The following is a 19,920-nucleotide window of genomic DNA, read 5'->3' on the forward strand; positions in this document are numbered from 1 at the left end:
GAGTAGGCACGTTGACCCCCTGGGATCGCTGGAATCTACGTCTTTGCTGTGCGTCATCGTAACGGTGCCGATGTGCTGTCGAGTTGACGACCGGCAGCGCTCCTGAAAATGTCGAAGGGTTGTCCAGTTACTGTCGACAAGGAGTTGAGTCCGTTCGTGCAAACCCTGGAACCGACTGAGAAACCCCAGGATTGGGATGTGAGCGACGTCGTCGTGACCGAGCCCGGCATCATCCGGCGGGCCATCGGAGCGGCGGCGATCGGGAACGTCACCGAGTGGTACGACTTCGGGGTCTACGCCTATTTCGAGCCGACCATCAAAGAGGTGTTCTTCGACGGTCTGAGCGATGCCGCGGGCACGATCGCGACCTTCGGACTCTTCGCGGTCGCCTTCCTGGTGCGGCCGTTCGGCGGCATGTTCTTCGGACCGCTGGCGGACCGGATCGGGCGCAACAAGGTGCTCGCGATGACCATGGTGCTGATGGCACTGGGCACGTTCGCGATCGGGTGTATTCCGAGCCGTAGCGCGATCGGTTTCCTGGCCCCTGTCCTCTTGCTGCTGGCGCGCCTGCTGCAGGGCTTCTCGACCGGTGGCGAGTACGGCAACGCGATGACCTTCATCGCCGAGTACGCCCCCGACCGCAAGCGCGGGTTCTGGGGCAGCTGGCTGGAGTTCGGTACCTTCACCGGTTACCTGCTCGGCGCGATCATGGTGACGACCATGGACGGCCTGCTGTCGCACGACCAGCTGGTCTCCTGGGGTTGGCGCATCCCGTTCTTCGTCGGCCTGCCGCTCGGCCTCGTGGGTGTCTACCTGCGGACCAAGCTGGCCGACACCCCGGCATACCTCCAGCTGGAGAAGGAGTCCGAGGAGCGCGAGAAGGCGAACAAGAAGGAGCAGGCGGGCAGCGAGGCCAAGGGCATCCTGCACCTGTGGCCCTACATGCTGGTCTGCATGGGACTGGTGCTGGTCTGGAACGTCACCAACTACATGCTGACCTCCTACATGCCGACCTACGTGACCGACACGTTGCCGTCCGGCGGTCAGGTCTCGGACAACACCTCGCAGCTGATCCAGATCGCGGTCATGGTGCTGGCGCTGGCGACGATCCCGTTCCTGGGGATGCTCTCGGACCGGATCGGCCGCAAGCCGATCTGTTGGGTCGGTGCGATCGGGCTGATCGTGCTCGCCATACCGATGATCGCGCTGGTGCGCTCGCAGACGACGGTCGGCGTCTTCGCCGGTCTGCTGATCATGGCGATGCTGCTGATCTGCTTCTCGTCGACGATGCCGTCCACGCTGCCGACGCTGTTCCCGACCAAGGTGCGCGGTGGTGCGCTGTCGATCGCGTTCAACGTGTCGATCTCGCTCTTCGCGGGCACCACATCGGTCGTCGTCGGAGCGCTCGTCACCTGGACCGGCGACCTCAACTGGCCGGCGTACTACCTGATCATCGCCGGTGTCATCGGCGTGGTGTCCGTGCTCTTCCTGGCCGAACCCAACGGCCGCAAGATGTGGGGCTCGCCGCCCGCCGCCGCGACCCGCGAGGAGGCTCGCGACGTGGTGCGTGCGCTGCGCAAGAAGTTCCACGACGCCCGCGATCGCGCGAGCGTGCCCGGGAAGCCGGTCCAACCGCAGTAGGCATACTGCTCCAGAGCTGATCGCAAAGAACTGTTTGCAAAGAACTCTTTGCGGTGTACCTTCGTCGTATGACGAAGAGCGAACGACGGGCGATCAACCGGGTCCGGCCGGACCTCGACCAGTTGAAGGCCATGGCGCACCCGGTGCGGCTGACGATGCTCGGGAAGCTGCGCGTGGACGGTCCGGCGACCGCTTCGTCGCTGGCCGCTCAACTCGGCCTCAACTCGGGCGCGACCAGTTATCACCTGCGCCAACTGGCGGACGCAGGGCTGGTCGTGGAGGACACCGAGCGGGGCAACAAGCGCGACCGGTGGTGGAAGGCGGCGCACGAGGCGACGGTCACCGAGCCCTCCCGCGCCGACGACGTCGAGGAGCGCGCCGTCCTGGGTGCCTACCACTCGGTCGTCGCACACCAGGCGGCCGTGCAGATCGAGCAGGCGGCCGCCGAGGCGCCCGAGCTGCCGCAGGAGTGGGCCGACGTGGTCGGCGCCAGTGACTACAACGTCTACCTCACACCGGAGCAGGTCCATCGGGTCAAGGATGCGGTGCACGCCGTGCTCGCGGAGGTGGCCGAGACGTCACGCGATGCCGACGACGCGCCCGAGGGAGCCGCTGCCGTGGTCTTCCAGTTCCACACCTTCCCGCGCCCCGGCCTGCTGACCCACCGTGACGAGGACGGCCGATCATGAGCAGCCGCAGGCCTTTTGCGGCGCTCGCGGTCGCGGAGGCGTTCTCGATCTCCGGCACCCGGCTGTCCCAGATCGCAGTGCCATGGCTGGTGTTGACGATGACCGACTCACCGGTGTGGACCGGTGTCGTCGGCTTCGCCGAGATGCTGCCGTATGTCGTCGCCAAGGCCCTCGGTGGCCCGATCGTCGATCGCATCGGCGCGAAGACCGTTGCTGTCATCGCTGATTCGTGCAGTGTCGTCATCGTCGGGCTGATCCCGTTGCTGCACTGGTTCGGTGCTCTGCACCTGGTCTGGCTGGTGCCGATCGCCGCATTGATGGGCGTCGTTCGCGGGCCGTCCGATGGTGCGAAGAGCGCGCTGGTGCCGGCCGTCGCCGAGCAGGGCGACATACCGCTGGAACGCATCACCGGGGTGATGGGGGCGATCGAGCGGCTGGGTGGCACGGTCGGTGCGGCCGCGGCAGGCGCCGTCGTCGCGGTGATCGGCGCACCGCAGGCACTGCTGGTCAACGCGGTCACCTTCGCCGTCGCGGCCGGCTGCATCTCGTGGGGTGTCCGGTCGGCGAACGGGCAGCAACCCGAGGATGATTCGGCCGTGGCGGAGGCTGCGTCATACGGGAAGCAGCTGGCGGAGGGGTGGCGCTTCCTGCGTGGCGACTCCGTGCTGGTCGGCATCACGGTGATGGTGTCGTTGACGAACCTGCTGGACCAGGCCTGGACAGCGGTTCTGCTGCCGGTGTGGGCCCACGACACCGGTCACGGAGCGAGCGCGGTGGGACTGGTGCTGGCGGCGCTCGCCGGGCCGTCCATCGCGGGTGCCCTGGTCGCGGCCGCTGTGGGCGAGCGACTGCCCCGCCTGCCGATCTACGTGTTGTGCTTCGTGCTGGGCGGCATACCGCGCTTCTCGATCTTCGCGTTCGACACCCCGGTGTGGGCGATGGCGGCCGTGCTGGCGGTCGTCGGCTTCGTGTCCGGCTTCTGCAACCCGATCCTCGGTGCCGTCGTCTTCGAGCGGATCCCGAAGCATCTTGTCGGCCGGGTCAGCGCGTTGAACACCTCGCTGTGCTGGTCTCTCATCCCGTTCGGCGGGCTCCTCGGCGGCGGCCTGACCGCGCTGGTGGGGATGCGGGTCGCGATGTTCGGCGTCGGCGTCGCCTACTTCGTCGTCGCGCTGATGCCGTTGGTGCGCAAGAGCTTCCGCGAGTTCAAGAAGCACCCCGTCGATCTCATGACCGCGAAGCCGGAATCACGCGAATCGGTCTCACCAGTCTGATTGAGCGGACCCCCTGAGCATCGAGCGGACCCGAAACTCGGATGAATTTCGGGTCCGCTCGGACCGTTTTGGGCCCGCTCGATGAGGAGGCTCGGGCCGGGCGGGTCAGGCGAGCTCGGCGGCGAAGGCGTCGGCCAGCACCTGCAGCCCCTCCAGCAGCAGCTCGTCGCTGATGACCAGCGGCGGCAGCAGCCGGATGACGTTGCCGAACGTCCCGCAGGTCAGGATGACGACACCCTGCTCGTGGCACCGCTTCGCGACGGCCGCGGTCAGCGCGGCGTCCGGCTCCTTGCTGCCGGGCTTCACGATCTCGACCGCGAGCATGCCGCCACGGCCCCGAATGTCACCGATGGCAGGGGTTTTCGCCGCGATGTCGCGCAGCGCTGCCGTGGCGATCTGCTCGATGTGCTTGGCGCGGTCCAGCAATCCGTCCTGCTCCATCGTCTCGATCGCACCGAGTGCCGCGGCGCAGGCGACGGGGTTGCCGCCATACGTGCCGCCGAGGCCACCGGGGTGCACCGAGTCCATCAGTTCGGCGCGGCCGGTGACCGCCGACAGCGGCAGGCCGCCCGCGATGCCCTTGGCGGTGGTGACCAGGTCGGGCACGACGCCCTCGTGGTCGACGGCGAACCATTCGCCGGTCCGTGCGAAACCGCTCTGCACCTCGTCCGCGATGAGGACGATGCCGTTGTCGGTGCACCACGTCGAGATCGCGGCCAGGAAGCCGGGAGCCGGGACGATGAAACCGCCCTCACCCTGGATCGGCTCGATGATGAAGGCCGCGATCTGGTCGGCGCCAACTGCCTTCTCCGCCATGGTGATTGCGCGCTGGGCGGCCTCTGCTCCCGTCATACCCTCCGGGTCGCGGAAGGGGTATGACGTGGGCACGCGGTAGACGTCGGACGCGAACGGGCCGAAGCCCTTCTTGTAGGGCATCGCCTTCGCGGTCAGCGCCATCGTCAGGTTGGTGCGCCCGTGGTAGGCGTGGTCGACCGCGACGACGGCCTGGCGACCGGTGGCGTAGCGCGCGATCTTCACGGCGTTTTCGACAGCCTCGGCGCCGGAGTTGAACAGCGCCGACTTCTTGGCGTGGTCACCCGGCGTCAGCTCGGCGAGCTTCTCGGCGACGGCGACATACCCCTCGTAGGGGCTGATCATGAAGCAGGTGTGGGTGATCTCGGCGACCTGCTGCTGCACGTTCGCGACGACGCGCGGGTCGGAGCTGCCGACCGTGGTGACCGCGATGCCGGAGCCGAGGTCGATGAGGGTGTTGCCGTCGACGTCCTCGATGACACCGCCGGCGGCGCGGGCGGCATACACCGGCATGGTCGACGAGACGCCTGCCGCGACGACGGAGCTGCGACGCGCGGCCAACTCCTGCGAGCGCGGGCCGGGGATCGGCGTCTTCAACTCGCGACGCTGCGCGATGGCGGGTTCGGTGATGGTCATGAGGGCTCCTCTGCGTACGGCGTTCCGCGATCAGTGTGCCACGGCAAGGTTTCGAATTCGAAAGAGATGCAGGGCCTGCACGGCGACCCGACCTTCGACGGTCGAGGGTTACGCACGGGTATGGCGCCCCCGGCCGGGCTCAACCTTCGACGGTCGAGGTTTCGGTCGGTGTCTTGTCGCCGATGCGACGCAGCACCTCGTCGTGCAGGAGCCCGTTGCTGGACAGCGCGTTGCCGCTCCACGGGCCGTCCTTGCCGTCGAGGCCGGTGAACCGCCCGCCGGCCTCGGTGACGATCGGTGCGAGGGCCGCCATGTCGTGCACCGCGAGCTCCGGCTCGGGCGCGAAGTCGATGGCACCCTCGGCGACCAGCATGTGTGCCCAGAAGTCGCCATAGCTGCGGACACGCCATACCTCGTCCATCAGGTCGACCAGCGCGTCACGGCGGTCCAGGTCGGCCCAGGTCCGCCAGCCGGCGACGGAGGTCGAGGCGTCCGACAGCTTCGAAACCCCTGACACGGCAATGCGTTTCGCGCCGGACAGGGACCTTCCGGTCCACGCGCCGGTGCCGAGACCGGCCCACCACCGCCGGCCGAGCGCGGGAGCGGCCACCAGTCCGACGACCGGCACACCGTCGTCGACCAGCGCGATCAGGGTGGCCCAGACGGGCACGCCGCGCACGAAGTTCTTGGTCCCGTCGATCGGGTCGACGATCCAGCGCCGGGGGCCCTTGCCCTCCAGGCCCTGCTCCTCACCCTGCACCGCGTCGCGCGGCCGGGCCCGCTTGAGCTGCGAACGCAGGACTTCCTCGACCGCGATGTCGGCGTCGGTGACCGGGGTCAGGTCGGGCTTGGCAGTGACGTGCAGGTCCTCGGCACGGAAGCGCGAGGTGCTCGTCGGCTCGACCGCGTCCGCGAGCACGTGGGCGAGGCGCAGGTCGTCGTCATACGTCGGCATGCCACGAACCTATCGGCCGCAACCCCCGAATCTGCGGTGGACGCTCAGACCAGCGGCCAGCCCTTCTTCTCCAACCGTTCCCGGACCCGCTCGATGTCGGCGTCGATCGGGACGACGCCGGCGATCTGCTGCATGAGTTCCTGGGCCTCTTCCTCGGAGATCGGTGTCTTGGGCTCACCGGGCACTTTGTTGGAGGCGATGAGCTCCTTGGCGACCTTCTTGATCTCCTTCTTGGTCAGCCGGCGCTGCAGCAATGCGAAGAGCGGCACGAAGTCACTCGGCGGCACACCGTCGGGGTATCCGGCACGGAGCCAGTCGAGGATGCGCTGGAAGAAGCCGGCCCGCTCGGGGCTCTCGTCCTCGTCCTCCTCGTCGTCCTCGGTCAGCGGTGCGGCACCGGGTGCCGCGAGCGGCCAGCCGGCAGCGGCCAGCCGGCCGGCGACCTGATGGATGTGATCCTCGCGTGGCGGGTTGTCCGAGCTGCGCTGCAGCTCGGCCGTGACCTGGTCACGAGCCGTGTCGCCGCCCGGGTGCTCGGCGACGACCTGCGCGCAGACCTCCTGCGCCTGGTGCGGCCCGAGAGTGCGCTGCAGCAGCGCGAGCAGCGGCGGGAAGTCCTTGGGCGGAATGCCTTCGGGGTAGCCCTTGCGCAGCCAATCGACTACGGACGTCAGCAGATTCGTTGTCATGGTCATCAGAACACCTTGATCCCGAGGTAGTGGTCGATGCTCTTCTGGGTGATGTAGAGAACGCCGATGACGACGGCGATCACCACGATCGCGAAGATGGCGTATGCCGCCCACAGCGCCGCGCTGCGTCCGGCGGTGACGGTTCCGTCAGGTTGTTCGTGATCGCTGCCGACATCCCAGAGGCGGATGCCGATCGTGTAGAGGAGCGGCAGTGCGGCGCCGAAGATCAGCCCGGCGACGATCACCTTCGCGGTGCCGTCCACCATGCCTGCCCAGTCGATGTCCATGTGCTCGTTTCCTTCTCGTGGCGGCCGGTCAGGCGACCGGCTGCTTGCGCGAGTCCGTCGTACCGCTCTCGTCCGCGGGTACGACGCTGTTGGAATTCTCGTCCCAGTCGGCGTTGACGTTGTCGGCGCCGACCTTCTGCCGCTGCGCCCGGTAGTAGATGTATGCCGAGAGCGCGACCAGGATCAGGAAGATCACCACGGCCCCGGCGGCGCCGCCGATGAGGTGACCGATGAAGTAGCTCACCGCACCACCGAGGGCCGCGCAGGGGAGCGTGATGACCCACCCGGCGGCCATCCGGCCGGCGACGGACCAGCGCACCGTCGAACCCGGCTTGCCCACACCGGTGCCGATGATGGAGCCGGTGGTCACGTGGGTGGTGGACAGCGCCATACCGAGGTTGCTGGAGGTGAGGATGATGGCCGCGGCCGAGGCCTGCGCCGCCATACCCTGCTGGGTCTCGATCTCGACGAGGCCCTTGCCGAGGGTGCGGATGACCCGCCAGCCACCGATGTAGGTGCCGAGCGCGATCGCGCCGGCGCACACGACGATGATCCACACCGGCAGCCCGTGGTCCTCGATCTGCTTGTCCGAGAGGCTGCCGTGCGCGATGAGCGCGAGCGCGATGACACCCATCGTCTTCTGGGCGTCACCGGTGCCGTGGGCCAACGAGACCAGGGATGCGGTCGCGACCTGGCCCCACCGGAAGCCGTCGTCCTTCTTGCCCTGGCGCACCTTGCGGGTCAGCGCGTAGATGCCCCTGGTCGACAGCGCGGCGATCGCACCGGCGATGAAGGGGGAGAGGACCGCGGGGATGATCACCTTGACGACGAGGCCGTCCCAGTTGATCCCGCTGGTGCCGATCGCTGCCAGGCCGGCGCCGATGAGGCCGCCGAAGAGTGCGTGCGAGGAGCTGCTCGGCAGTCCGAACAACCAGGTCAGCAGGTTCCAGAGGATGCCGCCGATGAGTCCGGCGAAGATGATGAACATCGCCTTCTCGGCGGTGATGCCGTCGAGCAGGCCGCCCGAGGTCTTGTCCTGGATCTTCAGCACCGAGGTGGTGACAGTGACCGCCACCTCGACCGACAGGAAGCCACCGATCAGGTTGAGGACCGCCGAAACAGCCACTGCGGTCTTCGGCTTCAGTGCCCCGGTCGCGATGGACGTGGCCATCGCGTTGCCGGTGTCATGGAAGCCGTTGGTGAAGTCGAATCCCACGGCGGTGATCACCAGCAGGATCAGAATGAAGAGTTCGGCACTCACAGGTCATGAGTATGACGCCGTTCGCCGGGTCCGGTGCAAATCGAGATCGAGGGGCAACGAATTTGTTCACGGACTGTTCAACTGCTTCCCGATGTCCAGCATCCGCTGCAGCCCGCCGGCGATGATCCGCGCGTCGACCATCCGGGTGCTGACGGGCGGCAGCGCAGCGATCAGCCGGGCCAGCACGGCGGCCATCTGTTCGGCGTCGATCGCTCGTGGCGGGTCGGCCGTCCAGCACGCCGAGAGCACGACGTATGACGCCTCGTTCAGCGACGTCTCCAGCAGGTTCCACTCGCTCAGGTCCTGCGGCAGATCGGTCTGCGCGAGCTGCAGGATTCGGCTGCATTGCAGTTGTTCGAAGGACAGGTCGCGTCGGGCGGCATACCCACGCTCGCTGGACTGCTCACCGTCGGCGATGATCAGCAGCAGTCGTTCCAGCGAGCGCAACGAGCGCCGGAACTGTCGCCGGACCAGCGCGATCGGCGCGCGGCGGCCGGCCAGCCAGATCACCACGACCGACGCCCCGGCGCCGATGACGGTCTCGAGCACGCGTTCGCCGGCGATCTCACCGATCGGCTTGTATGGCGCCGCCGCCGTGCTGATCAGCAACGCCATCGGCGTGACGAAGATCGCGGCGAGCGCGTAGTTGCGCACGGCCAGCATCTGCACGCAGAAGACGAGCGCGAGTGCGATCACGAGCAGCACGAAGCCGCGCGGGTGCAGCGCGTGGATGAGCGCGAAGACTCCGATGCCGACGATCGTGCCGGCCACCCGGTGCAGCGCGCGGTGGGTGAGGGCCAGCCGGTCCCGGGTGACGGACATGACCAGCGCGGTCGTCATCACCGCCCAGTAGGGGTGGCCGGCGTGGAAGCCGTAGGAGATCGCGCAGGTGAGCAGCACCGCTGCCGCCATACGCCGTGCGGACAGCCAGGGCAACGACGAACGCGACAGCCCCCACCGGATCAGATAGCGAACGTCCGGCCGACCCAGGTAGCGCCGTTGCTCGACACCACTGACGACGACCTCGCGGCCCGGGAGGTGGACCCGGACCACCTGCTGGATGATCGCCAGGTGCATGCGGCGCAACGCGGCGTTCATCCGGCGCCACTGGCGCTGGCGCGGTTCGCGGCCGACGGCGTCCTCCAGCACCATCGACGCGGTGAAGACCGAGACGAACGCCTGGTCGCGCAGCCGGGCGAGTTGGTGTCGCGGGATGATCGAGCGGTCGGCGTCGAGGTATGCCGAGACGGCGTCCTCCGCGGTCGACAGCGCGTCCTGCTCGACGTGGCGCCGCTCGGTGACCACCTGCAGCAGCAGTGACGTGACCGAGGCGCTGACGCAGGCGACGACGGCGATCAGGATCACCTTGGCGACGGACACGCCCACGGTCGGCAGGTAGGACGCGATGACCGGGCCGATGATCAGGAACATCGCACCGGGTGGCTCGGCGACCAGCGTGTTGTAGCCGAGCACGGTCACCAGCGACAGCACGGTCAGCACCAGCGTCAGCAGCACCGGTTCGCTGCCGACCAGCGCGCCGAGCGTCACCCCGAGGACGTATGCCGCGCACATCCCGCTCAGGATCACGATGCGGGACCGCACCGGCCGGGTGTTCGCGACGAAGCCGAGGAACGCGCCGGTGATGCCGACCAGGCCCAGGCTCGGGCCGAGCAGCACGCTGATCAGGGTGATCGCGACGATCACGATCGCCAGCACGTGCAGTGCGAACTTCCACCTCCCGGGCGCGGGCTTGATCTCCGCGAAGGCGAGCAGTTGCCGGTTGATCGCTTCTGGTCCGGGGCGCACGGGTCAGTCCGGTTCGTGGCCGTCGGGGTCGTTCGTGTCGGCCTCACCGGTGCGGGTGCGCAGCAGGCGGCGTAGCGACGCCAGCCGGGTGGCGCCGCTGGTGCCCGCGTGGCCCGCGGCGACCCACGCGTCGAGGGCGCACTCCTCCTCGTCATGGGTGCAGCCGCGGGGACAGTCCGCGGTGCCTCCGGCGAGGTCGGGGAACGCGTTGATGATCCGGTCGGGCTCGATGTGCGCCAGCCCGAAGGACCGCACGCCGGGGGTGTCGATGACCCAGCCGTCGTCGTCGGGCAGCGGCAGGGCGATGGCCGATGTCGAGGTGTGTCGGCCGCGTCCGGTGACCGCGTTGACGTGCCCGATCGCGCGGTCGATGCCGGGCACGAGTGCGTTGACGAGGGTGGACTTGCCGACCCCGGAGTGCCCGACGAGCACGGTCATCCGGCCGCGGACCGCGTCCTGCACCTGCGCCAGACCGTGGATGCCGTCGGGACTGTCCGGGTCGGTGCGGGTCACGACGTGCGGGATGTCGAGACCGGCGTAGCCCGCGAGGAAGCCTGCCGGGTCGGCCAGGTCGGACTTGGTGAGCACCAGCAGCGGCGTCATACCCGCGTCGTATGCCGCGACGAGGCAACGGTCGACCATGCGCGGGCGAGGCTCGGGGTCGGCGAGCGCGGTGACGATGGCGAGTTGGTCGGCGTTCGCGACGATCACCCGCTCGTAGGGGTCGGTGTCGTCGGCGGTCCGGCGCAGCACGCTGGTACGGGGTTCGACCCGGACGATCCGGGCGAGCGTCCCCGGGTCGCCGGAGACGTCGCCGACCAGCGCGACCCGGTCGCCGACCACGGTGCTGGTGCGGCCGAGCTCCCGGGCGCGCATCGCGACCACCGAACGACCGTCGACCAGGCAGGTCCACCGACCGCGATCGACGGTGGTCACCTGGCCGATGACGGCGTCCTCGTGCTTGGGGCGTTCCTTGGTGCGCGGTCGGCTGCCGCGTTTGCCCGGCCGCACGCGCACGTCCGACTCGTCGTAGTCACGACGCCCGCGCGGAGTCACCCCTCAGTCTCCGATCATGCGGGTCCAGCGAGCGGTGAAGTCCGGCATCGTCTTGGCGACGGTGCCCGCGTCCTGCACGACCAGGCCGGGCACGCGCAACCCCACGACGGCGGCGGCCATCACCATGCGGTGGTCGCCATATGTTCCAAAAGTGTTCCCGTGCAACGGCTTCGGTCGTATGACGAGCCCGTCCTCGGTTTCCTCGACATCCGACCCGAGCCCGTTGAGCTCGGTCGCGAGTGCCGCGAGCCGGTCGGTCTCGTGGAAGCGGATGTGCCCGATGCCGCGTAGGTGGCTGGGGCCGTCGGCGAAGGCGGCGATCGCGGCGACGACCGGGGACAGCTCGCTGGCGTCGTGCAGGTCGAGGTCGACCGCCTCGATGCGACCGGTGCCGCGGACCGTCAGTCCGTCGCGGGTGAGCTGCACGTCGGCGCCGAACTGCTCCAGGATGTCGCGCGCGTGATCACCCGCCTGGGTGGTGACGACCGGCCAGTCGGGCACGGTGACCCGGCCGTCGGTGAGTAGCGCGGCGGCCAGGAACGGGAAGGCGTTGGACAGGTCGGGCTCGACCTCGACGTCCAGCGCGTGGATCTGCGAGGGCTCGACCCGCCAGCGGTTGGCCTCGCTGTCGTCGACCAGCACACCGGCGTCGCGCAGCACCTCCACGGTCATCGCGATGTGCGGGAGGGACGGGACCTGCTTGCCCTCGTGGATGACGGTGATCCCGTCGTCATACCGCGCACCGGCGAGGAGCAGCCCGCTGACGAACTGCGACGAGCCGGAGGCGTCGATGTGGACGGTGCCGCCGGCGACGCGGCCGGCGCCGGTCATCGCGAACGGCAGGCCGTCGCCGTCGACTGCGATCCCCAGGGACCGCAGCGCCTCCAGGACCGGGCCGAGCGGCCGCACCCGAGCGGCCTCGTCGCCGTCGAAGGTCACCGTGCCGTCGGCCAGCGCGGCGACCGGCGGCAGGAAGCGCATGACCGTGCCGGCGAGTCCGCAGTCGATGTCGGCCGGGCCGCGCAGGGTCGCCGGATCGATCAGCCATTCGGTGTCGTCGCTGCGGCTCTCGATGCGGGTGCCGAGGCTCTGCAGCGCCTCGCACATCAGCGTGCTGTCTCGGGAGCGCAGCGGGCGCGACAGTCGCGAGGTGTCCTGGGCCAGTGCGGCCAGCACCAGGAAGCGGTTGGTCAGCGATTTGCTGCCGGGCACGGGCACGATCGAGTCCACCGCCCGGTCGGCAGTCGGGGCGACCCAGTCGCCCGCTGCGAGAGTGGCGGTGGAGGACGGATGCGGAGGTTCTGCGCTCATCGCGCCAAGGGTACCGACCCGCGGCATACGCTTGCCCCATGTGTGGCCGGTATGCCGCGAGTTTCGCTCCTGACGACCTGCTGCAGGACTTCGACATCGAGCAGGACCGCTCCGACGAGCGCAGCCGGTCGGTCCTCGTCAACCCGCAGGATCCGCCGGTCGGTGCTCCCGACTGGAACGTCGCGCCGTCCAAACAGGCGCCCGTGGTGCTGACCCGGGCGCCGCGCGACGATCCCGCCGCCACCCCGCTGCGGCAGCTGCGAATGCTGACCTGGGGCCTCGTGCCGAGCTGGGCGAAGGACGTCAAGATCGGCCTGCGGATGATCAACGCCCGTGCCGAGACGCTGCTGGACAAGGGTGCTTACCGCAACGCCGCGATCGCGCGGCGCTGCCTCGTGCCGGCCGACGGCTGGTACGAATGGCAGGTCAGCCCGACGGCAACCGACCGGAAGGGCAAACCGCGCAAGCAACCGTTCTTCATACATCGTGGCGACGGCGAACCCATAGCGTTCGCAGGGGTTTACGAGTTCTGGCGGGACAAGTCAGCGGCCGAGGACGATCCGAACGCCTGGGTGGTCAGCTACGCCATCGTCACGACCGCTGCCGAGCCCGGCATGGATCGGATCCATGACCGGCAGCCCGTCGTGCTCGACCGGGACCAGTGGGCGAGTTGGCTGGACCCGACACTGACCGACCCCGGGGACGTCCAGGCACTGCTCGAGTCGCGGGCGTTGGGTCGGTTCGAGGCGTGGCCGGTCGGCCGCGCCGTGGGCTCGAGCCGCAACAACGGCCCCGGCCTGCTCGAGCCGGCGCCACGCTCCGACCTCGACGGTGTCGTCGACCCGATGACCGGCGAGGTCCTCTGACCCCACGAAGTTTCTCCCCCGTTCCGCTCCTCCGAATACTTCGCGAGGGCCCCCAATCAAGAAGAGGCATGCCATGTCCTTGCGGTCGAGGCTCATCGACACCCCACCCGGCCCCGCCCGCGTCCACATCGAGCGCCCATCCACACACGTTGATCGAGTGCCGGAGGAGCGCAGCGGGGGAGGTGTATCGAGATCGAGTGCCCCGCGCGGCAGCCTCGTCGTCAGCCACGGAGCGGGCGGCGGCATCGAGGCGGCGGATCTGGTGGCGTTGCGGGCTCTGGTCGAGGACGGCTGGACCTACGTGCGCGTCGAGCAGCCGTGGCGGGTGGCCGGCAAGAAGGTCGCCACACCGCCGAAAACACTTGATGCGGCATGGATTCCACTGCTGGCGTCGTTGACCGGCGGACGTTGGGCGCTGCCGCGTCCACTGGTCGTGGGTGGCCGTTCGGCCGGCGCGAGGGTGGCCTGTCGGACGGCGACAGCGGTCGGCGCCGACGCCGTGCTCGCGCTCTCCTTCCCGCTGCACCCGCCGAACAACCCGGAGCGGTCGCGCGCGGACGAGGCCCGGCTGGTGCTGGACGCCGGGTTGCCGCTGTGCGTCATACAGGGGGAGCGCGATCCGTTCGGCCGACCGGACGACGTGCGTGCAGCGCTCGGCGCGGCGCCGTCGATCACCGGTGTGCCGGGCGATCACAGTCTCGCCCGCGGTGCCGACCAGGTGCTCACGGCTGCCCGCGCCTGGCTCGCCTCGCTGTGCCCGGCGTAGCGTGTGAGGTATGAGCCTGACGATCGGATACAAAGCGTCCGCAGAGCAATTCGCGCCTCGTGAGCTGGTCGATCTGGCGGTCGAAGCCGAGCACGCAGGCATGGACAGCGTTTTCGCATCCGACCATTTCCAGCCCTGGCGTCATGAGGGCGGTCACGCGCCGCATGCGTTGACCTGGCTCGCAGCAGCAGGCGCTCGCACCGAGCGGATCGTCCTGGGCACGTCGGTGCTGACGCCGACCTTCCGCTACAACCCGGCCGTGCTCGCGCAGACGTTCGCGACGCTCGGCTGCCTCTACCCGGATCGCGTCATTCTCGGCGTCGGGTCCGGCGAGGCGCTGAACGAGATCGCCGTCGGCCAGGAGGGGTGGCCCGACTTCAAGGAGCGGTTCGCCCGGCTGCGGGAGTCCGTGCGGTTGATGCGGCAGCTGTGGACCAAGGAGCGGGTCAGCTTCGACGGCGACTACTACCGCACGGTCGACGCGACGATCTACGACCGGCCCGAGCGGCCGATCCCGGTCTATGTCGCGGCCGGCGGGCCGACGGTCGCGAAGTATGCCGGTCGGATGGGCGACGGGATGATCGTCACCTCCGGCAAGGGCATGGAGCTGTATGCCGACAAGCTCGTGCCGGCGATGCAGGAGGGTGAGCGGCTCGGCAATCGCAAACCGGGTGCCGTCGAGCAGCTCCTGGAGGTGAAGATCTCCTACGACCGCGATCACGAACGTGCGCTGGAGAACACCCGATTCTGGGCGCCACTGGCGCTGACGCCGGAGCAGAAACACAGCATCGACGACCCGATGGAGATGGAGCGCGCTGCGGACGCCCTGCCGATCGAGCAGATCGCGTCCCGCTGGATCGTCGCCTCCGACGCGCAGACCGTGATCGACGGTGTGCGTCCGTACGTCGACCTCGGCTTCACGCACCTGGTCGTCCACGCGCCCGGCAACGATCAGCGTCGCTTCCTCGAGCAGTTCAGCGAGGATGTGCTTCCGGCGTTGCGCGAGCAGTTCTGACGCGCGGCGCTGCGTGGCGCCGTGACGATCGAGGTCAGGCGGACTTCGCCGAGGTGGGCAACTCGGCCCGCGTCGTGTGCTCGGTGACCGACGGGGACCACTCGAGGACTGCCCCGAGATCGTCGCCGGAAGAGGCGCGCTCGCGCAGCAACGCACGCGCAAAAAGGCTGACAACCGCGATTAACGAGAGCGCGTAGATTGCGCAGATCGTTGTCAGCAGGAGTGTCACGATCAGCGAATTTAGCGAGGCCCTGGTCGGGTGTCAACCAATCTCCAAGCGTTGGTATCACTGGGATTTCGCCAATTGGACCGACGCGCCGTGCCGTGTTGGGCGCGAAACACCGCTATACCCGCGCTATTCGTGGCTCTTACCGGTCCTTTACCGATGGGCACTCTGGGCGGTGGCTCGGCCCAGGGTTCCGCGAAGGCCGGGTCGGCATACCGGGAATGTCGACGTCGGTGTCGCCGTTGAAGCACACAGCCCAGGATCGTCTTCCAGTGAGGAGTGCAGCTTGTTGCACGCGCCCTTGACGCTCTCGGAGCCCGGCGGCTCCGCCGGTGCCTCGACCCTCGTGAGCACCACCCCCTCGAACACCGGAGGTCTAGGCTCGGTGTCGATGACCACTCAAGAAGGCAGTGATTTGCAGCCGCAGTCTGCTGAAGATCCCAACCTCGACGTCGCGAGCGAGTCGGATGCCGACCGTATGGCGCGCTTCGAGCGTGACGCCATGCCCTACCTCGACCAGCTCTACAGTGCCGCGCTGCGCACCACCCGCAATCCCGCGGATGCGGAGGACCTGGTCCAGGAGACCTTCGCCAAGGCGTTCTCGGCCTTCCATCAGTACAAGCCCGGGACGAACCTCAAGGCCTGGCTCTACCGGATCCTGACCAACAGTTACATCAACAGCTACCGCAAGAAGCAGCGCCAGCCGCAGCAGTCCGATGCCGCCGAGATCGAGGACTACCAGCTCGCGCGTGCCGAGGCGCACACTTCCCGCGGGTTGCGGTCCGCCGAGACCGAAGCTCTGGACCACCTGCCGGACAGCGACGTGAAGCGCGCGCTGCAGGAGGTCCCGGAGGACTTCCGGATGGCCGTCTACCTGGCGGACGTCGAGGGCTTCTCCTACAAGGAGATCGCCGAGATCATGGATACCCCCATCGGCACCGTGATGTCGCGGCTGCACCGCGGCCGCCGGCAGCTGCGGGAGTTGTTGACCGACTACGCCGTCGAGCGTGGCTTCATCAAGGAAGGGGCGTCTTCCTGATGGGCGCCGAATGCAACGACTACGTGTCGCGGATCTATCAACTTCTCGACGGGGAGCTGGACGACAACGGCCGCGCCAAGCTGCAGGCGCACCTCGACGAGTGCCCGCCGTGCCTGGACGAATACGAGCTCGACCGCATCCTCAAGGCGCTGGTCCAGCGCTCGTGCGCGTGCGAGCAGGCGCCGGATGCACTGCGCATGCAGATCCTGCATCGCATCACGCAGGTGCGAGTCACCCAGGTGACGCAGGTGCACATCCAGGAGGGCTGAGCCCGACCGGCTGTATGACGAACGGCCCGGCGGCACGCATCTCGCGTGCCGGCCGGGCCGTTTCGTGTGGTGCCTGATTTCAGGCGTTCGGCTTCTTGCCGTGGTTGGCGGCCTTGCCCTTACGGCTGCGACGCTTGCGAGCGCGCTTGCTCATGGTGACTCCTCGGATCGAGCGGAAGTTGATGGGTTGCCGCGAGAACGGCCGGGTCATCATCTCACACCTGAGCGATGTTAAAGATTTGGTCAAGAACTGCAGTTCCGAGCTGTCCGGGTTGCGAGACACGGACCTCTTCGTGAAAAAATGATGGCGGTTGAGATGCGTCCTTCACCCTGGGGGGCCGTACCTGAGATCTGCGCTCCACCTCTGGCTTGGGGGCGCGGAAAGGATCTGGACATGGATCAAGCTTCTCTGCAAGCTTTGCTGGCTTCCCTTATCTCCAACGGTGGCGGTGTTCGGCCCGCCTCGATCAGCTGGGACCCCCACTAGTCGATAAGGGCTAGTTCGCCCTGAGTCAATCCCCAAGGGAGCAGCCGGCGCGCGAACGACGAATATGTCACGAGCGTGGTGGGTAACAGCCGCCGTCATCGTCTCCCTCAGTGTTGCGTGTATTGGTGCTGCAGTTTTGCGGCCAACGCGTGACTTTCAGATTTCGGCCGTAGTCGTCCTCGCCGTCGTTGCGCTGCTTGCATCGGCGGCCAGGTCGACGCGACTCGCTTCTTCGAATGCCACGATTTCGCTGACTTCGATTCTGGTCGGCGCTGCGATTCCGCTCACGGGGCCATTGGGTGCCGCGATCGTTGGATTCGTGTCCGATCTGGACCCGGGCAAGCGTCGACCACTGGTCGTACGTGCCTTCAACGTTTCGATGAACGGGCTTGTCGGCGTTCTGGGTGGTCTTGTCTACCTTGCTCTGCGCGGTCAGGTGCGCCCCAAGGCCGGCGTGGAACCGATGAGCATCGTGCTCCATCAGTTGCTTCCACTGGCTGCAGCGACCATCGCGATGCTGCTGGTCAACACTGCGTGTGTGGGTGTCATGATCGCTGTTAATGGCGGCGCGCCTGTCGATGTCACCGTACGTCGGCTCGTACGTCAGGTGGGGCGCACCTATCTCGGCTACGGCGTCGTCGGCTTCCTCTTCGCAGTGCTCTGGGACGAGGTGGGTCTCGGCCCGGCGACCGTGCTCGTGATGATGACGCCGCTGGTGCTGGCGCAGTGGTCGTACTACCAGCAACACGCTGAGTCCGTCGCGCATGAGCGGACCGTCTCCAGCCTGGTCGCCGCCAGCGAGGCGCGTGACCCGATCATGCGCGGCCGCAACGAACGCGTCGCAAAGGTCAGCGAGGTGATCGGCAACGAGTTGCGCCTGTCGCCGACCCAGGCGGACGCTCTCCATTTCGCGGCGCTGCTGCACGACGTCGGGATGGTGGCTCCGGTGGAGGGGCGGCATACCGACGACGAGGGCCGACAACGCGACCTGGATCGGATCCGGCGGCACCCCACTCGCGGGGTCGAGATGTTGCGCTCGATCGGCTTCCTCGGCGACTCGATCACGGCGATCCGTCATCACCACGAGCGATGGGACGGCCGCGGTTATCCCGACGCGTTGGCCGGTCCGGACATCCCACAACTGGCCCGGATTCTCGCTGTGGCGGACACCTTCTGTGCGCTGGTGCCACGGGTCGGGGTGGACGACGCGGTCGAAGTCCTGTCCGACCGATCGGGGACGCAGTTCGATCCGGAGTGTGTCCACGCGCTCGTCGCCGGTGCCGAGACGGCCGAGCGTTATGCCGCCGTTGCCGAGCACACCGCGGTCGAGCCGGTGTTCGTCGAGGGGCGGTGGCTGGACCACGACCTGCCCGAGGTGTCGGACCTGCTCGCATTCGGGGGCAGCAGGTCGTGAGAGCGCCCGACATGTTCCGAGATCGACGGTTCACCGTTGCCTGGTGGTCCGCGCTACTGGTGGTGGTCTGCCTGGGGGCAGCGCTCCTGCAGGAGAACCTGACCACCGGCGCAGATCTGCTGGTGCTCGGCTGCTTCGCGCTGGCCATCGCCTGGACATCCCTGCTGCATCTGTCTCTCTTCGGCGGTCGGGCGAGTACACCGGTGGCGACCGCTGTCGCGCTCAGCCTGGCGTTCGCCGGTCCGCAGCCGTTCAGCGCGGCCGGCCGGATGCCGGACTCCACCTGGGAGGTGCTCGCCACAGCGGTTGTCGGCCGCATTGCAGGCGGGCTGCTCAGCTGGTGGCTGCTCGGCATTCGACCGACGCCGAAGGAGCGGATCGGGCCGTTCATCGCGATCGCGCTCGCGTCGCTGCTGTACCGCGACCTGCCGTTCTTCTCCGGGACTTCCGCCATCGACATGTACGGCGCGTGGGGCACCCAACGATGGCGCTCGGCCGCCGCGATGGCGGTCGCCGGCATCGTGGCGGGGACCGTGATGCTGGTCGCATCGGTCTATCTGCACCGCGCCGGGCGGTCGTTCCGGGCCGAATTCGTCGAGGTCGTTCGCATCCAGGCGTCCCTCAACGCCGCCGTCGTCTCGACCGCCATCGCGATCGCGCTGGGAGCGTCGGCGCTGGGTGTACTTGCCATACCGCTGATGTCAGCACCGTTGATATTGCTGCGTTTTGCGCTGCAGCAGCAGGCATCGGTCATCGACACCCGGCGCCAGACCATCGCGGCACTCTCGCAACTGACCGACATCGCGGGGTACACACCGAGCGGTCACGCGGCACGCGTCGCGGCGTTGTCCCGGCGGATCGGGGTGGAACTGCACCTGAATGACCGCGAACTCGACGAGTTGGAGGACGCGGCGCGGCTGCACGACATCGGTCAGGTGTCCCTTGCCGCACCCATCCCGGGTGGCGCGACGATCGATGTGGCGCCGGCGGACCAGCGGGGCATCGCCGACGAGGGAGCGCGGATCGTGCGCCGGACCGAGGTGCTCGACGGTGTCGCCGACATCATCGAGGCGCAGGTGGTGCAGTTCCGCGAAGTCCAGGAGTATGGCGAGACAGTGCCGATGAGCGCACGAATCGTCAAGATCTGCAATGCATTCGAAGACCTCACGCGGGGCGACGACGCCCTTCGGGATGCGGCGATCGAGCGGCTCACCCTCGGTATCGGCTATGAATACGACCCGACCGTGTTGGACCTGCTGATCAAGGTCACCGCGGGCCACGACGACCGCGCACACTGAAGCTCAGGGGCCGCGAGTCGAGCATCGCACCGGGTTCCCCACGAACCTTCGTGGGAGCGCAGCCGGCCCGCCATACGACGAACGCCGACGGCGTGAACGGATCGCCAGGATCCACTCACGCC

Annotated in this window: 20 protein-coding genes; 10 read left to right on the forward strand and 10 right to left on the reverse strand. The window is 68.2% G+C overall.

Annotated elements, in window-relative coordinates:
* Nucleotides 1-198: 198 nt before the first annotated feature.
* The 3 genes from ACZ50J_RS05200 to ACZ50J_RS05210 all read left to right on the forward strand — a co-directional run bounded on the left by ACZ50J_RS05200 (nucleotide 199) and on the right by ACZ50J_RS05210 (nucleotide 3,604).
* On the forward strand, nucleotides 199-1,641 hold the full coding sequence (locus ACZ50J_RS05200; RefSeq protein WP_464300207.1) for an MFS transporter: 1,443 nt from the start codon (nucleotides 199-201) through the stop codon (nucleotides 1,639-1,641).
* A gap of 68 nt (nucleotides 1,642-1,709) precedes the next feature.
* The gene (locus ACZ50J_RS05205; RefSeq protein WP_464300208.1) at nucleotides 1,710-2,330 is read left to right on the forward strand and encodes an ArsR/SmtB family transcription factor; all 621 of its coding nucleotides are present in this window, start codon (nucleotides 1,710-1,712) and stop codon (nucleotides 2,328-2,330) included.
* Nucleotides 2,327-3,604: an MFS transporter gene (locus ACZ50J_RS05210; protein WP_464300209.1), complete on the forward strand. Its 1,278-nt coding sequence runs from the start codon at nucleotides 2,327-2,329 to the stop codon at nucleotides 3,602-3,604. Before ACZ50J_RS05205 ends, ACZ50J_RS05210 begins: the two co-directional genes overlap by 4 nt.
* Before the next feature lie 105 nt (nucleotides 3,605-3,709).
* Here the strand turns inward: ACZ50J_RS05210 and gabT are convergent, their stop codons facing one another.
* From gabT to aroA, 8 genes are all read right to left on the reverse strand, one after another.
* The gene (gene gabT, locus ACZ50J_RS05215) at nucleotides 3,710-5,053 is read right to left on the reverse strand and encodes a 4-aminobutyrate--2-oxoglutarate transaminase (protein WP_464300210.1); all 1,344 of its coding nucleotides are present in this window, start codon (nucleotides 5,051-5,053) and stop codon (nucleotides 3,710-3,712) included.
* Nucleotides 5,054-5,192: 139 nt separating this feature from the next.
* Nucleotides 5,193-6,008, reverse strand: coding sequence for an inositol monophosphatase family protein (locus ACZ50J_RS05220; protein WP_464300211.1), 816 nt, complete (start codon nucleotides 6,006-6,008; stop codon nucleotides 5,193-5,195).
* Nucleotides 6,009-6,052: 44 nt separating this feature from the next.
* The gene (locus ACZ50J_RS05225; RefSeq protein WP_464300212.1) at nucleotides 6,053-6,703 is read right to left on the reverse strand and encodes a DUF3349 domain-containing protein; all 651 of its coding nucleotides are present in this window, start codon (nucleotides 6,701-6,703) and stop codon (nucleotides 6,053-6,055) included.
* Nucleotides 6,703-6,984: a hypothetical protein gene (locus ACZ50J_RS05230; protein ID WP_464300213.1), complete on the reverse strand. Its 282-nt coding sequence runs from the start codon at nucleotides 6,982-6,984 to the stop codon at nucleotides 6,703-6,705. Before ACZ50J_RS05230 ends, ACZ50J_RS05225 begins: the two co-directional genes overlap by 1 nt.
* Before the next feature lie 28 nt (nucleotides 6,985-7,012).
* Nucleotides 7,013-8,245, reverse strand: a complete 1,233-nt coding sequence (locus ACZ50J_RS05235; RefSeq protein ID WP_464300214.1) for an anion permease — start codon at nucleotides 8,243-8,245, stop codon at nucleotides 7,013-7,015.
* A 66-nt stretch (nucleotides 8,246-8,311) separates the two neighbouring features.
* Nucleotides 8,312-10,051 carry an FUSC family protein gene (locus ACZ50J_RS05240; protein ID WP_464300215.1) on the reverse strand — a complete coding sequence of 580 codons (1,740 nt, stop codon included), beginning with the start codon at nucleotides 10,049-10,051 and terminating at the stop codon, nucleotides 8,312-8,314.
* Nucleotides 10,052-10,054: 3 nt separating this feature from the next.
* The gene (rsgA, locus tag ACZ50J_RS05245) at nucleotides 10,055-11,107 is read right to left on the reverse strand and encodes a ribosome small subunit-dependent GTPase A (RefSeq protein WP_464300216.1); all 1,053 of its coding nucleotides are present in this window, start codon (nucleotides 11,105-11,107) and stop codon (nucleotides 10,055-10,057) included.
* A 3-nt stretch (nucleotides 11,108-11,110) separates the two neighbouring features.
* The gene (gene aroA, locus ACZ50J_RS05250; protein ID WP_464300217.1) at nucleotides 11,111-12,418 is read right to left on the reverse strand and encodes a 3-phosphoshikimate 1-carboxyvinyltransferase; all 1,308 of its coding nucleotides are present in this window, start codon (nucleotides 12,416-12,418) and stop codon (nucleotides 11,111-11,113) included.
* Nucleotides 12,419-12,456: 38 nt separating this feature from the next.
* On the opposite strand from aroA, the gene ACZ50J_RS05255 reads away from it, so the two are divergent.
* The 3 genes from ACZ50J_RS05255 (at nucleotide 12,457) to fgd (ending at nucleotide 15,065) form a co-directional block, all read left to right on the forward strand.
* The gene (locus ACZ50J_RS05255) at nucleotides 12,457-13,284 is read left to right on the forward strand and encodes an SOS response-associated peptidase (RefSeq protein WP_464300218.1); all 828 of its coding nucleotides are present in this window, start codon (nucleotides 12,457-12,459) and stop codon (nucleotides 13,282-13,284) included.
* A 73-nt stretch (nucleotides 13,285-13,357) separates the two neighbouring features.
* Nucleotides 13,358-14,050 carry an alpha/beta hydrolase family protein gene (locus ACZ50J_RS05260; RefSeq protein WP_464300219.1) on the forward strand — a complete coding sequence of 231 codons (693 nt, stop codon included), beginning with the start codon at nucleotides 13,358-13,360 and terminating at the stop codon, nucleotides 14,048-14,050.
* Between the two features lie 10 nt (nucleotides 14,051-14,060).
* The gene (fgd, locus tag ACZ50J_RS05265; RefSeq protein WP_464300220.1) at nucleotides 14,061-15,065 is read left to right on the forward strand and encodes a glucose-6-phosphate dehydrogenase (coenzyme-F420); all 1,005 of its coding nucleotides are present in this window, start codon (nucleotides 14,061-14,063) and stop codon (nucleotides 15,063-15,065) included.
* A 34-nt stretch (nucleotides 15,066-15,099) separates the two neighbouring features.
* On the opposite strand, the gene ACZ50J_RS05270 is transcribed toward fgd, so the two are convergent.
* Nucleotides 15,100-15,294, reverse strand: a complete 195-nt coding sequence (locus ACZ50J_RS05270; protein WP_464300221.1) for a hypothetical protein — start codon at nucleotides 15,292-15,294, stop codon at nucleotides 15,100-15,102.
* Between the two features lie 388 nt (nucleotides 15,295-15,682).
* On the opposite strand from ACZ50J_RS05270, the gene ACZ50J_RS05275 reads away from it, so the two are divergent.
* Both ACZ50J_RS05275 and rsrA read left to right on the forward strand, forming a co-directional pair.
* Nucleotides 15,683-16,330, forward strand: coding sequence for a sigma-70 family RNA polymerase sigma factor (locus tag ACZ50J_RS05275; protein WP_464300222.1), 648 nt, complete (start codon nucleotides 15,683-15,685; stop codon nucleotides 16,328-16,330).
* Nucleotides 16,330-16,599 (forward strand): mycothiol system anti-sigma-R factor, encoded by a 270-nt coding sequence (gene rsrA / locus ACZ50J_RS05280; protein WP_464300223.1) that lies wholly within the window; start codon nucleotides 16,330-16,332, stop codon nucleotides 16,597-16,599. The genes ACZ50J_RS05275 and rsrA overlap by 1 nt, the downstream gene beginning before the upstream one ends.
* A 79-nt stretch (nucleotides 16,600-16,678) precedes the next feature.
* Here rsrA and ACZ50J_RS05285 read toward each other — a convergent pair whose 3' ends face one another.
* A complete protein-coding gene (locus tag ACZ50J_RS05285; RefSeq protein ID WP_370670776.1) occupies nucleotides 16,679-16,753 on the reverse strand; it encodes a 50S ribosomal protein bL37 in 75 nt (24 codons plus the stop codon).
* A gap of 652 nt (nucleotides 16,754-17,405) precedes the next feature.
* Here ACZ50J_RS05285 and ACZ50J_RS05290 point away from each other — a divergent pair.
* Nucleotides 17,406-18,500, forward strand: coding sequence for an HD-GYP domain-containing protein (locus tag ACZ50J_RS05290; RefSeq protein ID WP_464300224.1), 1,095 nt, complete (start codon nucleotides 17,406-17,408; stop codon nucleotides 18,498-18,500).
* An 11-nt stretch (nucleotides 18,501-18,511) separates the two neighbouring features.
* Nucleotides 18,512-19,798, forward strand: a complete 1,287-nt coding sequence (locus ACZ50J_RS05295) for an HD-GYP domain-containing protein (RefSeq protein ID WP_464300225.1) — start codon at nucleotides 18,512-18,514, stop codon at nucleotides 19,796-19,798.
* The last annotated feature ends 122 nt before the right edge of the window (nucleotides 19,799-19,920 follow it).

This window comes from Flexivirga sp. G2, assembly GCF_055397625.1.

Coding starts and splice junctions, on each gene's coding strand:
- ACZ50J_RS05220 (WP_464300211.1), bottom strand. CDS start 6,008: ATGCCGACGTATGACGACGACCTGCGCCTCGCCCACGTGCTCGCGGAC.
- ACZ50J_RS05225 (WP_464300212.1), bottom strand. CDS start 6,703: ATGACCATGACAACGAATCTGCTGACGTCCGTAGTCGATTGGCTGCGC.
- aroA (WP_464300217.1), bottom strand. CDS start 12,418: ATGAGCGCAGAACCTCCGCATCCGTCCTCCACCGCCACTCTCGCAGCG.
- rsrA (WP_464300223.1), top strand. CDS start 16,330: ATGGGCGCCGAATGCAACGACTACGTGTCGCGGATCTATCAACTTCTC.
- gabT (WP_464300210.1), bottom strand. CDS start 5,053: ATGACCATCACCGAACCCGCCATCGCGCAGCGTCGCGAGTTGAAGACG.
- ACZ50J_RS05210 (WP_464300209.1), top strand. CDS start 2,327: ATGAGCAGCCGCAGGCCTTTTGCGGCGCTCGCGGTCGCGGAGGCGTTC.
- ACZ50J_RS05295 (WP_464300225.1), top strand. CDS start 18,512: ATGTTCCGAGATCGACGGTTCACCGTTGCCTGGTGGTCCGCGCTACTG.
- ACZ50J_RS05255 (WP_464300218.1), top strand. CDS start 12,457: ATGTGTGGCCGGTATGCCGCGAGTTTCGCTCCTGACGACCTGCTGCAG.
- ACZ50J_RS05275 (WP_464300222.1), top strand. CDS start 15,683: ATGACCACTCAAGAAGGCAGTGATTTGCAGCCGCAGTCTGCTGAAGAT.
- ACZ50J_RS05260 (WP_464300219.1), top strand. CDS start 13,358: ATGTCCTTGCGGTCGAGGCTCATCGACACCCCACCCGGCCCCGCCCGC.
- fgd (WP_464300220.1), top strand. CDS start 14,061: ATGAGCCTGACGATCGGATACAAAGCGTCCGCAGAGCAATTCGCGCCT.
- ACZ50J_RS05230 (WP_464300213.1), bottom strand. CDS start 6,984: ATGGACATCGACTGGGCAGGCATGGTGGACGGCACCGCGAAGGTGATC.
- ACZ50J_RS05205 (WP_464300208.1), top strand. CDS start 1,710: ATGACGAAGAGCGAACGACGGGCGATCAACCGGGTCCGGCCGGACCTC.